Below are 13,882 nucleotides of genomic sequence, written 5' to 3' on the forward strand. Positions count from 1 at the left end.
CTAAGTGCAGACTTGGACGGATTCACGCCAAAAAGCCACGAACCCCCTCAAGGGATCGTGGCTTTTTGTTCAAATATAAGAATGAATATGTTTCACGCTATACATTATCCTTCTATTTCCCGCCGAAACGGTACCGTCCTGTAAAAGGACGGCAAAGCCGTTTCCACTTGCATAACGGCTATACGTTCTTCTGGATCATCTCGTGGGAATCGGCGGTATTCCGGTAAAAGAACCAGCATTCATTCAGCAGTCTAATCTGACGGCAGTCCTTCTTGAGATAGGCCTTCATGAGCTGTTGGCGAAGCCATTGTGGCAAGGGTACCCCTCCTCTGCATGCTTCCTGTGTATAGATAGCATATGGGGGAATACGCCCAAAGGTGCACGGTTAGTTTCAGGTAGCCAAGCCGAATTTCACAAGGCCGCCCGGAACCGGCGTTACTGCACCCGTTCTTCTTCCTCTTCATACCATTGTTCAAGCTGGGCCTGGAGCGCCCGGATTTCGGTCAGTAGTGAGATCAGGGGGTAATGCTCCTCTTTAATAGAGGCAAAAGCCTGCTCCAGCCGGTTAATATACGCCAGCCCCGACTCCAGATGATGCTCTTCGCGCAGCAGCTCCAGCGCCTCGCATTCGGCCACCGCCCGCGGCAGTCCGGGTACATTCTCGGCTGTCAGCTTGTCGATTTCTTTGTTCAGGCGAAGATTGAGGGCGCTTAGCTGGTAAGCATATTCCTCCGGCATCTCCACGAATAGCAGTTCCTGATCCTGCTGCATAATTACGTAACGCATTCTAGGCATCTTTCATTCTCCCTCCGGACTTGTCTTCCTTCTTGACAGTGTAGCCTATGGGCAAGTTACAATTCAAGTAGAGATCTGATTTCCTTGAGGAGAGGACCGTGAAGGAACGCTATGACCAGTATGAGCAACGAAGAGCTGCAGCTGTGGATCGAGCAGGTGTCGCTGAACAGCTTTGGCGTGCCTTTCCGGCATACGGCGAGCTTTAACAGCAGACTTACGACAACCGGCGGACGATATTTTACCAAGAGCCATAATATAGAGATTAACCCCCAGCAGCTGGCGATGTACGGACGGGAGGAGACGGAGAAGATCATCAAGCACGAGCTCTGCCACTACCATCTGCATCTGGCGAAGCGGGGGTACATGCACCGGGATGCCGATTTCAAAACACTGCTGGCCCGCGTCGGCGGCAGCCGGTATTGTCAGACCCTGCCGGGAGCCAAGGCCCGCAAGCCGCAGCCTTACCGGTATAAGCTGGTATGTATTGCCTGTGCCACCGAGTATCTGCGTAAGCGCCGGGCCGATCCCGGGCGGTACCGCTGCGGTAAATGCTCCGGTAAGCTGAAGCTGATTGCTCTAGAAGCGGGCGCGGGTCCGGCTACTTAACTTTTGATAACCAGACCTAGTAGTCCGGCAAAAGAAGCCGCCTGCTCCGCAGAGATGATGCAGCCCTCCAGATCCTGAAGATCCACTAGAAGGCCGGTGAACTCGCAGTCGCTCAGGTCAACACCCTTCAGCTTGCAGCCAGCCAGCGTGGCCTGCTCCAGATTACATTCCGCGAGATACAGGCCGTTCAGGGTGGACTGGTAATAATCTGCGCTGACCAGCGAGCTGCGTTCGAAGGAAGTCCCTTTGAAGTTAGCGAAACGGAAGACCGCGAATTCCCCGATACATCCGGTGATGGATACATTTTGAAATCGTGCTCTGGTGAAGTCTGTACCGATCATGCGGCAATCCCTGAACTCGGTCCGGTGTATGAAGGCGTCGCTGAAATCCACATTGGACAGGTCGCAATGATCGAAGATCACATCGGTAAGCTCAATGCGCTGCAGCGAGGATTCCGTGATGGTGACGTTTTTGAAAATAGTCTTGTCGAAAGCTACCCGCGTAGCCTCCTGATATTCAATGAGCGCTCCTTCAATGAGGCAGTTGCTGAATTCGTCCTTGGAAGCAAGGGCGTGAATGTCCTGCGGCGTAAGTAGCCCGGGATCTGTGATTCTGGGTGGTTCTATCTTGTTACTCATGTCGGCCTCCTTGGCAGTTCCTAGCCTTATTTGTCCTTATTTGATCTGGCCCATGTCCAGGTTGACCCGGTAATTGCCATACTTCAGCAGTTCATCCAAAAAAGCGGTCAGCGCCTCCTGATCCACAGTACGCACCCGCATCCAGTAACAGCCCTCCCCGCTGATGCGGTAGAGCTCGGTGACACTCTCATGGGCCTTCGCAAAAGCCTGAAAAGGCGGATGATCCTTATTGCTGCTGAGAAAAACCGTGATAAAGGCGTGAATGCTCTGGCCGATCCGCAGCGGGTTATAACGGATGGTGTAGCCCTCAATGATGCCAAGCTCCCGCATTCTGCGGACACGTGCGCCTACAGCCTGGCCGGTCAGGTGGACCATCGCCCCGATATCCTTATGGCTTAAGGTGGAGTCTTCGATAAGGAGCTGGAGGATGCGGTAATCGGTATTGTCGATGAGGTAAGAGGTCATTTCCTTGAATTCCTTTCCGGCTGAAAGCAGAACATAACAATCTCTTTCGCGGCACAATGTCTTCTCTTCTTGCCCTGATTTATACTTATTGTATCAGAAAGTGAACATAAGGTAGACATCCGGGAAGAGGTGCATATGATGAAAATAAAGCTGATCCGCCACGCCACCCTATGGCTGGAATACGGCGGTGCAACGTTTCTAATCGATCCCATGCTGAGTGTGCAGGGCGTGAATCCGCCGATTATGAATTCAGGCGATGACCGCCGGAATCCGCTGGTGCCTCTGCCGGGCCCTGTTCAGCAGTGGCTGGAACCGGATGCAGTGCTGGTCACGCATCTGCATCCGGATCATTGGGATGCTGCGGCAGCAGAGCAGTTGTCCAAGGAGTTGCCGGTGTATTGCCAGGAAGGTGACGGAGAGACCATTGCGGCCCAAGGTTATGGGCGAGTTACTGAGATTAAGGATAGCGGGTCTGCGTCCTTCGGCGGTGTGACTCTGACGCGTACAGGCGGGCATCACGGGACAGGGGAGATCGGAGAATTAATGGGCAAGGTTTCGGGTTTCGTTTTTCGGGCGGAAGGCGAACCTGTGCTGTATCTGGCAGGCGATACGATCTGGTGCGAAGAGGTTCAGCAGGTGATAGAAGAGGAATCGCCTGAGGTGATCATTGTCAATGCCGGAGGAGCACGGTTCCTGAGCGGAGGGCCGATTACCATGGATGAGCAGGACGTGGTGCAGGTATGCCATTCCGCTCCGGCTGCTTCGGTAATTGCTGTGCATATGGATACGATTAACCACTGCCGTGTGACGAGGGGGCTATTGAAGGAGCGGCTTGAACAGGAAGGTCTGTCCGCCCGCGTTGCCATTCCGCTGGATGGGGAGTGGGTCTGAATTGTAAACGATCTCAGAATCTCTCGCTACCCGCTTGACTAACCTGTAGAATCATGATAAATTAATCCTTGTTCATGTTAATGTTCCCTGATAGCTCAGTTGGTAGAGCACTCGACTGTTAATCGAGTTGTCACAGGTTCGAGTCCTGTTCGGGGAGCCATTACTTGGAGAGATACCCAAGTGGCTATAAGGGGACCCTCTGCTAAGGGGTTAGACTGCGTAAGCGGTGCGAGGGTTCGAATCCCTCTCTCTCCGTTCTTGAATTAACACATAAGGAGCTCATATTGAGCTCCTTTTTTTTGTTTTTAGAAAATTACAATTTTCTTCTGACGTGCATATGAAAAACCGAATACAATTTGCTGGGCGAAGGTATCTGGCCCGATTGTATATGAAAAACCGAATACAATGTGTTGCCGCGAAGGATCTCGGGCCAAATATATGCGGAAAACTGAACACAATGCACTGCCATAAAGGGAAGTGGCTAAACGTATACGGGAAACCGAATACAATCGGTGCTGATGTGATAAAGGAGGGGGCCTTGCTCCGCAGCCCGTAACCTTGTAGAGAAATCCTGCAAGAAGTGCAGCAATACGGCCCAATAGAAGCGAGCACTGAAATTCTGCATGAAAGGCAACAAAGCTAGCGCTAGGTTGCACTAAACACCGGAAATCCTGCAAATGATGCAACAATGTACCAAAGTCCGTAATATTTTTAGAAGAATCCTGCATAATGTGCAACAATGTGATTCATATAAGCGGGTCCCTTTAGCGGGAAACGCTGAATCCCTGGAAGATACGATTTTCCTGTCTGATGTCGTAATTCCATATAGTCGATGTCGCATTTATCTACTAAAAATCCTGCTTATTATATGATACTTTATAGGTGATGTCAGAATAATGTATATGGAGGTGCAGGCGGGTGAGCATTAAGATTGGCAAGATCAGCTTTTGGCATGTACATGCCTGGGATTATACGAAGCAGGCTCAGGAGCATGAAGATACGGAGATTGCTGCGGTATGGGACGAGGATGCGGAGAGGGGCAGGAAGGCGGCAGAGAGTTTGAATGTCCCATTTTATGATTCTTTGGAGGACATGCTTGCCCGGAAGGATATCGATGCCGTGATTGTCGACGCGCCAACCCATATGCACCGGGAGGTTATGATTGCGGCGGCCAGAGCAGGCAAGCACATCTTCACCGAAAAGGTTGTAGCTGCAACGCTGAATGAGGTGAACGAAATCCTCTCTGAGGTAGCGGAGCATGGAGTGAAGCTAACCGTGTCCTTGCCGCGGCTAAATGACGGTTATACGTTAACGGTTCAAGACATTTTAAGCCAGGGACTGCTGGGGGAGATCACTTATGTCAGAGTCCGCTTATCTCATAACGGCGCAACGGCCAACTGGCTTCCCGAGCATTTTTATAGTCTCGAGCAATGCCAGGGCGGGGCATTGATTGATCTGGGATGTCATCCCATGTACCTGACCAGACTGTTTCTGGGTCAAGAGGTGACCGGGGTAAGCGCGAGCTTCGGATATGTGACGGGCAAGGAAGTGGAAGACAACGCGGTAGCGACGCTCTATACCGGTTCGGGAGCGATCGGTGTGGTGGAAGCCGGCTTCGTGAACAGCTACTCCCCTTTTACCATAGAAGTGCATGGAACGGAAGGAACTCTACTCTATGGAACGCCTGAAGCGAAGCTGCTTGTTAGAAGTAATCAAGCAGCAGATCAAGGGGCTGCCTGGAACGATACGCCTGTGCTGGCCAACCGTGATAGCGCTTTTGAGCAATGGGTGGCCCACATCCAGGATGACACGCTTGCTTCTGACAATATTCAAGCGGCAACGGAGCTTACCCGGTTAATGGAGGCGGCCAATCTCTCGGCGAAGGCAGGACGGGTGGTCCGGTTAGCCGAACTGAAGTCTTGATTCAAAATCCGAGACAGAACGTAACCTAAGCAGGAGGTTAACATGAGCCCTTTTCCCTTCGAGATTATGTTTGAGAAGATGGATCTGTTGGAAAGATTGGATATTTCTATCCTGTGGGGACATTATGAAATTTCCGTTCTACGGTTTCATTTGACCTCTTTTCCGCCGGGGAGGGTCATTGATTTCCATAACCATGCTGAATTTGAATTTCATTTCATACCGCGGGGCAAGGGAACCGTCATTCTTGGCGATCAGCAGTATCCTTTATCGGAGGGAATGCTCTATTTGACCGGACCGGGAGTGATGCATCGTCAGGAAGCAGATGCGGAAGAGTCGATGGAGGAGTTATGTCTGCATATCCATATTGCGGAGAAGCCCCGGAACGATGCAGACCCATGGGAGGTTGCCGAAGCGGAGGAATGTGTGGAGAAGCTGAGGAGGCTGCCGCTTGTCCCTGCGCAGGATTATCACAGGGCGATGAAGTGTTTTCTGGAAGCCTATGAAGCCTGTGACGGCAAGCTTGCGGGATATTACACATCCATCAAGCATCTCGTGATCAGTATCTTGCTGAAGGTAACCAGAGCTTATGATACAAGCGGGATGGGAGCTGAGGCACCCGTAAGGGACATGTTAACCTACCGCTATCAATATGCTGTTCAGTACATGGAAGCGAATTATTCAGCCGCCGTGACGCTGGAGAATGTTGCAGAGAAGCTGAATATCAGCGCAAGACAGCTGCAGCGGATATTTAAGCAGATCGATCCGGATCAGACCTTCAGCCGGATTCTTGAAGAGATCCGGCTCCAGGCAGTGTGCAGCAAGCTTGAAGCCAGTAACCTGTCGATCGAACATATCGCGGAGTCCGAGGGGTTCACCACTGCGACCTATTTGCATTCGGTATTCCGCAAGCGGCTGGGCATGACCCCGGCTGCATACCGCAAGGCCCGAAAAATACATGAACAGTGAGGATGTGCGGCGATGAGCAAAGTGTATCGTGTTGGAGTGATCGGCTGTGGAGGGATTGCGAACGGGAAGCATTTGCCTGCCTTAAGCAGACAGGATAAGGTTCAAGTGGTAGCTTTTTGCGATATTATCAAGGAACGGGCTGAAGCGGCTGCTGAACAATATGGCGGTGCAGATGCTGCTGTCTATACGGACTATCAGGAATTATTGAAGGATGCTTCCATTGATATTGTTCATGTGCTTACTCCTAATGACGCGCATGCGGAAATATCCATTGCAGCCTTGGAAGCGGGCAAGCACGTGATGTGTGAGAAGCCCATGGCCAAAACAGCGGCGGACGCCAAACGTATGGCTGAAGCAGCGAAACGTACTGGGATGAAGCTGACCATAGGGTATGACAACCGGTTCCGGCAAGACAGCCTGTATCTGAAAAAAGTCTGTGAAGCAGGCGAGCTCGGCCATATCTATTATGCGAAAGCACATGCGATCCGGCGGAGAGCGGTCCCTACCTGGGGGGTATTCCTGGATGAGGAGAAGCAGGGGGGCGGCCCGCTCATTGATATTGGAACCCATGCGCTGGATCTGACGCTCTGGATGATGGACAACTACAAACCGAAGGTTGTGCTGGGGACCAAATACCACGAGCTCTCCCAAAAAGAAGATGCGGCCAACGCCTGGGGACCCTGGGACCCGAAGAAATTCACCGTGGAAGACTCTGCGTTCGGGATGATTGTAATGGAGAATGGAGCAACGATTACGCTGGAGGCGAGCTGGGCGCTGAATTCGCTGGATGTGGATGAAGCCAAGTGCAGCTTAAGCGGAACCGAAGCAGGTGCGGACATGAAGAACGGTCTCCGGATTAATGGGGAGAAGCATAGCAAGCTCTACACGAATGAAATTGAGCTTGGTGCCGGAGGAGTGGCCTTCTATGAAGGCAAAGAAGAGAAAGCTACGGATATCGAATTAAGAAAGTGGATCGAAGCGATTGAGCAGGATAAAGATCCGGTCGTGACTCCTGAACAGGCTTATGTGGTCTCCCGGATTCTGGAGGCCATCTATGAATCGGCCCAGACGGGGAAGGCTGTATATTTGGACTAGGTGATCATTGCCCGAGTCAAATCTCAGATTTCTTAAAAGCTTTAGATGTTAAAAAAGCAGCGATTCTCTCGTTATTGGAGAATCGCTGCTTTCTGTTTTTGGTCCATTGATGCATGTTTTAATAGTAACTCCATTTTACCAAAGGACGATTTCTTTTTTGTGCTAAAAAAATGTGTTTTCGCATCCCGCTTAAACAGCGGAGCGGACGGAACGACCCGCGGAAAAGCGGCAGCGGTCGCCTTTGTGTCCGGATTTTCACCGCTGAGGGGAATGAAAAAAATCTGGACACAACAGCGATTGTAACAACGTTCCGTTTGCGGAGCGTCCACCCGAGTACTCCCGTTGATCCTGCTCAAAAAATGGGCTGTCTGTTTTTTGCCGCATTGCCACCTACAACCGGGCATCCTTTACGAACGCAGATCTTCTGTAGAAGAACCACGCTGCAATCACGAGCGTAGCAGCCACCAGTATCCCGGACTCGCCTGTCCAGAGATAGGCATTCTTCCCGCTGGTGTACCGGTCGAAAGCGTCCTGAATGATAGCATTCCATGAGGCGTGGAGCAGAACCGCCGGCCATATGCTCCCCGTGCTTAAGCGCAATAGACTAATAATGATGTTAAATGAGCTGATGGTTACCATGAACAATACGATCGATAAGGCCAGGGAAGGGCCGGAATAGTAGCTGCCGATTAGAATCGCCGGGATATGCCACATGCCCCAGATCAGTCCGCTCATGAGAATAGGCTTCGAGACGCGGGCTTGGATGAGCCGGGTCAGCATGTAGCCTCTCCAACCTAACTCTTCTCCGGCACTGCTGATGATTCCCATCGCGGTCCCAACAGACATTTGAATCAGGATCGCCCCGACTAGCGCACCGACAACATTGCCATTGTGGCCGGTATACTCCGTCAGTCCTGTGATCCAGGCTGCCCCGTAGGCCACCAAGCCAACCGCCACCGGCAACAACAAGATGAACGGAATCGTCTTCAATGTGCGCCGTCCCCCGAACCTCAGGGAGATATCCGCGAAGCCCTCACGAAGCAGGATACGGGTGAGTATGGAGGAGATCCCGGGCGCCCACATCAGCAGCAAGCCGTACACAGGTGTTACAGTAAGGGCCAATATGTAACTTATAGCCGTAAGGGGTATAAGTATCAGGAAGAATACTAGCAACCCTCTCCTGGCAGATTGGACGCTCTCCTCTTTTTCGATGGTGCTCATTTCAATTTCACTCCTTTGAATGTGTGTAATGCTTGGTAGAGTATAGCAACGAACGGGGAAGTGAGGAACAACCTGGAGCCCAGCAGGCCATTGGGACCTTGGCCCAGTCATCTATGAGACTGTAGATGTAGGGAGACTTTTATACGCATAATCTGGACCTCTGCTACCGCACACTGCTGGTTCAATCCGTTACCCCTTTAATTAAAAATATAAGAATTTATAGGTTTCACATGATAACTTATCCTTCTATTTCTCGCTGAAACGGTACCGTCCTTTACAGGGACGGCAAATCCGTTTCCACTTGTTGAAGGAATGATGCTGTAAAGAGACAAATGTTATATTAATTGCGCAGAAAAAAAGTATTGTATAAGAAAAGGAAACAACTTCTAAAACGTTCCTGCTTAAAAATCCTCTGTTTTTCTCCTGTTTTCTACGCATTTTTCGTAAACCTACAAAAACCTACCGAATCCTACATATATCATGTTATGTAATATAACACCAACTATTGAATTTTGTATTAATTCCCACAATTATTAGTGACGATTCCCTGACCTTGTGTTAATATAAATGACATCATAATCCAAGAATAGAGAAGCAACACAGAGAAAGGGGTATACAAGATGAATATGGGGAGAAGGGGATGGCGATGGAGTATTTCATTCAGCAACTAATAAACGGGATTTCCGTAGGCAGTATTTACGCTCTGATCGCCCTTGGTTACACAATGGTGTACGGTATCATCAAGCTGATTAATTTTGCGCATGGCGATGTATTCATGGTTGGGTCGTTCATCGGTCTGTACAGTGCCAAATACCTGGCGAATGCCGGATTGCCGCCGATCGTTGTACTGCTCTTGTCGCTGATCATCTCGATGACCATCAGTGCATTGCTCGGTATCAGCATTGAACGTCTGGCGTATAAGCCGCTTCGTAAGTCCACTCGAATTGCAGCGCTGATTACAGCGATCGGCGTATCCTTCCTGCTCGAATATACCGGAGTCTTGATCCTCGGGCCGCAGGCCAAGGGCTTCCCGGATATTATGGATAAGAAGCAGTATCATCTCTTCGGGTCCTCCATCCAGGTCGAATCCAACCAGATCATGATTCTGCTAACAACGATTATTCTTATGCTTGTACTGCAATATATCGTTCGTTACACCAAGACGGGAAAAGCTATGCGGGCCGTATCCTTCGATGTGGAAGCGGCGCGGCTGATGGGCATCAACGTAGACCGCACTATTTCAGCCACCTTCGCGATCGGTTCAGCGCTTGCCGCTGCCGCAGGCGTGATTTTCGGAATGACGTACAATTCGGTTGATCCGCTCATGGGCGTAATGCCCGGGCTTAAGGCTTTTGTCGCGGCAGTACTTGGAGGGATTGGCAGTATACCGGGTGCGCTTGTCGGCGGATTGCTGCTGGGAACGGTTGAGACAGAGATTTCTTCACTCGGGTTCTCCTCCTGGCGTGACGGCGTAGCCTTTGCGGTACTGATTCTAATCCTTATCTTCAGACCATCCGGACTGTTCGGCAAGAATGTCCGGGAGAAAGTGTAGGGGGAAGCTGCCGTGAAAAAGATAAATAATAAGTTCTGGCTGGGCATACTGACCGCCCTTGCGTTCTATGGAATCGTTAAAGTTCTTCTAACAACGGGAATTCTTAGTGATGTGAATCAGTCTATGCTGCTGCTCATCGGGGTTAACATCATGCTGGCCGTGTCGCTGAACCTGATTACCGGGATTACCGGGCAGTTCTCCATTGGTCATGCCGGGTTCATGTCAGTGGGTGCGTATACCTCGGCGATCCTGACTCTTGACTACAATGTGCCGTTCATTCCTGCGATTCTTGCGGGTGGGCTGCTGGCAGCGGTATTCGGTGTATTGATCGGGATGCCTACGCTCCGGCTTAACGGGGACTATCTTGCTATTGCCACGCTGGGGTTCGGTGAGATCATCCGCATCATTATGCTGAATACGGAATTTGTCGGCGGAGCTTCAGGGCTAAGCGGTATTCCGGCCAAAACCACCTGGACCATGCTCTTCTTCTTCACTCTGATTTCAGTTGTACTGATTAATAACTTCATTAGATCTACTCACGGCCGGGCCTGTATTGCGATCCGCGAGAATGAGATTGCCGCTGAGGCGATGGGGATTAATACGACACGCTACAAAATCATTGCCTTCACTATCGGTGCGCTGTTTGCCGGAATGGCGGGCGGCCTGTCAGCCCATACGTTCTATGTTATTACGCCAGGCAGCTTCAACTTCCTGAAGTCTTTTGAAATCATCGTCATGGTTGTTCTCGGGGGGCTGGGCAGTACCGCGGGCTCTATCGTGGGTGCGGTGTTCGTTACCCTGCTGTATACCTACTTACGTGAATTCCCGGAATGGCGCATGATTATCTACTCCATTGTGCTCATTCTGATGATGATCTTCCGTCCAAGCGGCCTGCTTGGCGTAAGCAAATTCTCATTTGGCAAGTTCGGCAAAAAGGAGGCGAAGGCAAATGACGCAATCAAGAGCAGCGGTACTCCTTGATGTGAAAGCGGCCAGCCGGGCCTTCGGCGGACTGAAGGCGGTCAGCGAGGTATCTCTTCATATTGATAAAGGCGAGCTGATCGGCCTGATCGGGCCCAACGGTGCAGGTAAAACCACACTATTCAACCTGTTGACCGGAGTGTACCCGCCATCGTCGGGCAGGATTCTTTTGAATAATGAGTCTATCGGCGGGATGAAGCCCTACAAGATCAATCATAAAGGCGCTGCGCGTACGTTCCAGAACATCCGCCTGTTTACGGCTATGACGGTGCTGGAGAACGTCAAGATTGCCTTCCATCAGCATGCGAAGCACTCGTTGTTCTCTTCGATGCTACGTCTGCCGAAGCATTTCCAGGGCGAAGAGGAGATTACCCGGAAGGCGATGGATATTCTCTCCATCTTCAATCTGGCTGATCAGAGTGAAGAGGTAGCGAGCAACCTGAGCTATGGGAATCAGCGGCGTCTGGAGATTGCCCGGGCGCTTGCGGCCGGACCCAAGCTGCTCTTGCTCGATGAGCCGGCTGCCGGGATGAACCCGAATGAGACGCGTGACCTGATGAATCTGATCGCCTGGATCAGGGAGGAGTTCGACCTGACGATTCTGCTGATTGAGCATGATATGTCACTGGTAATGGGGGTCTGCAGCCGCATCTACGTGCTGGACCGCGGAATACTGATCGCTGACGGAACGCCGGCGGAGATCCGCAACAATCCGAAGGTCATCGAAGCGTATTTGGGACAGGAGGCGTAGGGCTATGCTTACAGTACAAGGGATTAATGTATATTACGGAGCGATTCATGCCTTGAAGGACCTCAGCATCACCGTCAAGCAGGGGGAAATTGTGACGCTAATCGGTGCCAACGGCGCCGGCAAGTCAACGCTGCTTAAGACGCTCTCGGGGCTGCTGAAGCCCAAGACAGGAAGTATTGAATTCCTGGGTAAATCGATAACGAATCAAAGTGTACAGGCGATTGTCAAAGAAGGGCTGATCCATTGTCCCGAAGGACGGCGCGTATTCGCTAATATGTCGGTCGAGGAGAATCTCGAATTGGGCGCTTACCTGCAGGATGGAAGCAGTCTGGCTGCGGACTTCGCGAAGGTATACAACACCTTCCCGCGATTGCTTGAGCGCAAGAAGCAGCAGGCGGGAACCTTATCCGGCGGGGAGCAGCAGATGCTGGCGATGGGCCGGGCAATTATGGGCCACCCGAAGCTGCTGCTGCTGGATGAACCGTCGATGGGGCTGGCGCCGCTGCTGGTCCAGGATATTTTCAAAATTATAAAAGAAGTCAATGATGCCGGAACCACTGTATTGCTGGTCGAGCAGAATGCGCACCAGGCACTTAAAATCGCTGACCGCGCTTATGTCCTGGAGACAGGCCGGGTAGTGCTTGAAGGGGATGCCAAGGAATTGGCCGACTCCGATGAGATCAAAATGGCTTATCTCGGGCACTAAGCAGGGTATCCATCGTACAGCAGCATCACAGAAACAACATATATAAACTAAATAATCAGGAGGCTGGGAGAAACTATGAAGAAAATTGGGGCCATTATCTTGTCGACAGTATTGACTGCGGTATTAGCATCCGGCTGCGGCAACAACACAGAGAACAGCGGTAACTCTGCAAGCGGCGGCAACACGGCCGGAGGCACCATCAAGATCGGGGCTGACCTTGAGCTCACAGGCGGTCAGGCTTCTTTCGGCGACTCCGCATCCAAGGGCGCGAAGCTGGCGGTTCAGCAGATCAACGCCGCAGGCGGTGTACTCGGCAAGCAGCTGGAACTGGTAGTTGCAGACAATGCATCGAAGTCTGAAGAAGCTACCCAGGCGGCACAGAAGCTGATCACCAATGACAAGGTCGTGACCATTATCGGCGCATCCACTTCGACCAATACGCTGGGGATCGTTCCGGTAGCTACGGAGAAAAAGATTCCGCTTGTCTCGGTAGGGGCTACCAATCCGAAGGTTACCGTGGATGAGCGCAGCGGCAATGTTAATGAATTCGTGTTCCGCGCAGCGTTCATCGATCCGTTCCAGGGTGAGGTAATGGCTAACTTTGCGCTCGATTCCCTGAAGGCTAAGACGGCTGTCATCTATACCGATACTTCGTCCGACTATTCCAAGGGTCTGCAGAAGTTCTTTGAAGAGACCTTCAAGGCCAAAGGCGGCGAGGTGCTCAGCCAGGAGTCCTACCAGCAGAAGGATTCGGACTTCAAAGCAGTTCTGACCCGCATCAAAGCAGCGAACCCGGATGTCATCTACCTGCCTGGTTACTATGAAGAAGTAGGTAAAATTGTGAAGCAGGCCCGTGAAATGGGCATCACCGTTCCGTTCCTGGGCGGCGACGGCTGGGATTCCCCGCAGTTGGCGGAAATCGCCGGTGCCAAAGCGCTGGAGAACACGTTCATGTCCAATCACTACTCGCCAGAAGATACAGCTCCTGAAGTAACCAGCTTCGTGGATGCCTACAAAGCCGCTAACGGCGGAGCAGTTCCAGATGGTATGGCTGCCCTAGGCTATGACGCCCTGAAACTGGTAGCTGATGCGATCACCCGCGCCGGTGAAGCCGATCCGGCCAAGATTACAGAAGCATTGGCAGCGACTAAGGATCTGCAGCTCGCTACAGGAAAAATCACCCTGAACGACAAGCATGACCCGGTCAAAGCCGCAGTTGTGCTGAAATTCGTTGACGGGAAGCAAACCTTTGAAACCAAGGTTAATCCTTAAGCAGTGAAATTGCATATACT

General features: G+C 51.5%; 15 protein-coding genes and 2 tRNA genes. 12 read left to right on the forward strand and 5 right to left on the reverse strand.

The genetic code is table 11. The annotated features are described in order from the left end of the window. Positions 1-178 precede the first annotated feature (178 nt). Together cmpA and NYE24_RS26655 are read right to left on the reverse strand one after the other, a co-directional pair. Entirely contained in the window at positions 179-316 is a 138-nt protein-coding gene (gene cmpA / locus NYE24_RS26650) for a cortex morphogenetic protein CmpA (protein WP_143804182.1), read from the reverse strand. 119 nt (positions 317-435) lie between these two features. Beyond that, positions 436-795: a hypothetical protein gene (locus NYE24_RS26655; protein WP_036697237.1), complete on the reverse strand. Its 360-nt coding sequence runs from the start codon at positions 793-795 to the stop codon at positions 436-438. A gap of 120 nt (positions 796-915) precedes the next feature. Here NYE24_RS26655 and NYE24_RS26660 point away from each other — a divergent pair, with 120 nt between their 5' ends. After that, the gene (locus NYE24_RS26660; RefSeq protein ID WP_051493793.1) at positions 916-1,401 is read left to right on the forward strand and encodes a SprT family protein; all 486 of its coding nucleotides are present in this window, start codon (positions 916-918) and stop codon (positions 1,399-1,401) included. On the opposite strand, the gene NYE24_RS26665 is transcribed toward NYE24_RS26660, so the two are convergent. Together NYE24_RS26665 and NYE24_RS26670 are read right to left on the reverse strand one after the other, a co-directional pair. After that, complete coding sequence (locus NYE24_RS26665) at positions 1,398-2,039, reverse strand: pentapeptide repeat-containing protein (protein WP_342477078.1); 642 nt, start codon at positions 2,037-2,039, stop codon at positions 1,398-1,400. The genes NYE24_RS26660 and NYE24_RS26665 overlap by 4 nt on opposite strands. Positions 2,040-2,075: 36 nt before the next feature. Then, the gene (locus NYE24_RS26670) at positions 2,076-2,504 is read right to left on the reverse strand and encodes an Lrp/AsnC family transcriptional regulator (protein ID WP_036697430.1); all 429 of its coding nucleotides are present in this window, start codon (positions 2,502-2,504) and stop codon (positions 2,076-2,078) included. A 138-nt stretch (positions 2,505-2,642) separates the two neighbouring features. On the opposite strand from NYE24_RS26670, the gene NYE24_RS26675 reads away from it, so the two are divergent. From NYE24_RS26675 to NYE24_RS26700, 6 genes are all read left to right on the forward strand, one after another. Continuing rightward, positions 2,643-3,395, forward strand: a complete 753-nt coding sequence (locus NYE24_RS26675) for an MBL fold metallo-hydrolase (protein ID WP_342479303.1) — start codon at positions 2,643-2,645, stop codon at positions 3,393-3,395. Between the two features lie 84 nt (positions 3,396-3,479). Further along, a tRNA-Asn gene (locus tag NYE24_RS26680) sits at positions 3,480-3,555 on the forward strand. Between the two features lie 6 nt (positions 3,556-3,561). Then, positions 3,562-3,650: transfer RNA gene (locus NYE24_RS26685), tRNA-Ser, on the forward strand. A gap of 663 nt (positions 3,651-4,313) precedes the next feature. Continuing rightward, positions 4,314-5,318, forward strand: a complete 1,005-nt coding sequence (locus NYE24_RS26690; protein ID WP_036697226.1) for a Gfo/Idh/MocA family oxidoreductase — start codon at positions 4,314-4,316, stop codon at positions 5,316-5,318. 42 nt (positions 5,319-5,360) lie between these two features. After that, complete coding sequence (locus NYE24_RS26695) at positions 5,361-6,284, forward strand: helix-turn-helix domain-containing protein (RefSeq protein WP_342477079.1); 924 nt, start codon at positions 5,361-5,363, stop codon at positions 6,282-6,284. A gap of 12 nt (positions 6,285-6,296) precedes the next feature. Beyond that, positions 6,297-7,379 (forward strand): Gfo/Idh/MocA family oxidoreductase, encoded by a 1,083-nt coding sequence (locus NYE24_RS26700; protein WP_036697220.1) that lies wholly within the window; start codon positions 6,297-6,299, stop codon positions 7,377-7,379. A 390-nt stretch (positions 7,380-7,769) separates the two neighbouring features. On the opposite strand, the gene NYE24_RS26705 is transcribed toward NYE24_RS26700, so the two are convergent. Next, positions 7,770-8,600 carry a type II CAAX endopeptidase family protein gene (locus NYE24_RS26705; protein ID WP_051493792.1) on the reverse strand — a complete coding sequence of 277 codons (831 nt, stop codon included), beginning with the start codon at positions 8,598-8,600 and terminating at the stop codon, positions 7,770-7,772. A 646-nt stretch (positions 8,601-9,246) separates the two neighbouring features. Here NYE24_RS26705 and NYE24_RS26710 point away from each other — a divergent pair. The 5 genes from NYE24_RS26710 to NYE24_RS26730 all read left to right on the forward strand — a co-directional run bounded on the left by NYE24_RS26710 (position 9,247) and on the right by NYE24_RS26730 (position 13,862). Further along, positions 9,247-10,152 (forward strand): branched-chain amino acid ABC transporter permease, encoded by a 906-nt coding sequence (locus tag NYE24_RS26710; RefSeq protein ID WP_036697217.1) that lies wholly within the window; start codon positions 9,247-9,249, stop codon positions 10,150-10,152. Positions 10,153-10,164: 12 nt separating this feature from the next. Continuing rightward, a complete protein-coding gene (locus tag NYE24_RS26715) occupies positions 10,165-11,133 on the forward strand; it encodes a branched-chain amino acid ABC transporter permease (RefSeq protein WP_051493791.1) in 969 nt (322 codons plus the stop codon). Further along, a complete protein-coding gene (locus NYE24_RS26720) occupies positions 11,102-11,884 on the forward strand; it encodes an ABC transporter ATP-binding protein (protein ID WP_036697214.1) in 783 nt (260 codons plus the stop codon). Before NYE24_RS26715 ends, NYE24_RS26720 begins: the two co-directional genes overlap by 32 nt. Before the next feature lie 4 nt (positions 11,885-11,888). Continuing rightward, on the forward strand, positions 11,889-12,590 hold the full coding sequence (locus tag NYE24_RS26725) for an ABC transporter ATP-binding protein (protein ID WP_036697211.1): 702 nt from the start codon (positions 11,889-11,891) through the stop codon (positions 12,588-12,590). A gap of 75 nt (positions 12,591-12,665) precedes the next feature. Beyond that, complete coding sequence (locus NYE24_RS26730) at positions 12,666-13,862, forward strand: ABC transporter substrate-binding protein (protein WP_342477080.1); 1,197 nt, start codon at positions 12,666-12,668, stop codon at positions 13,860-13,862. Positions 13,863-13,882 lie beyond the last annotated feature (20 nt).

Origin of the sequence: Paenibacillus sp. FSL H7-0350, assembly GCF_038593195.1 — a bacterium.
Classification (GTDB): Bacteria; Bacillota; Bacilli; order Paenibacillales; family Paenibacillaceae; genus Paenibacillus_AQ.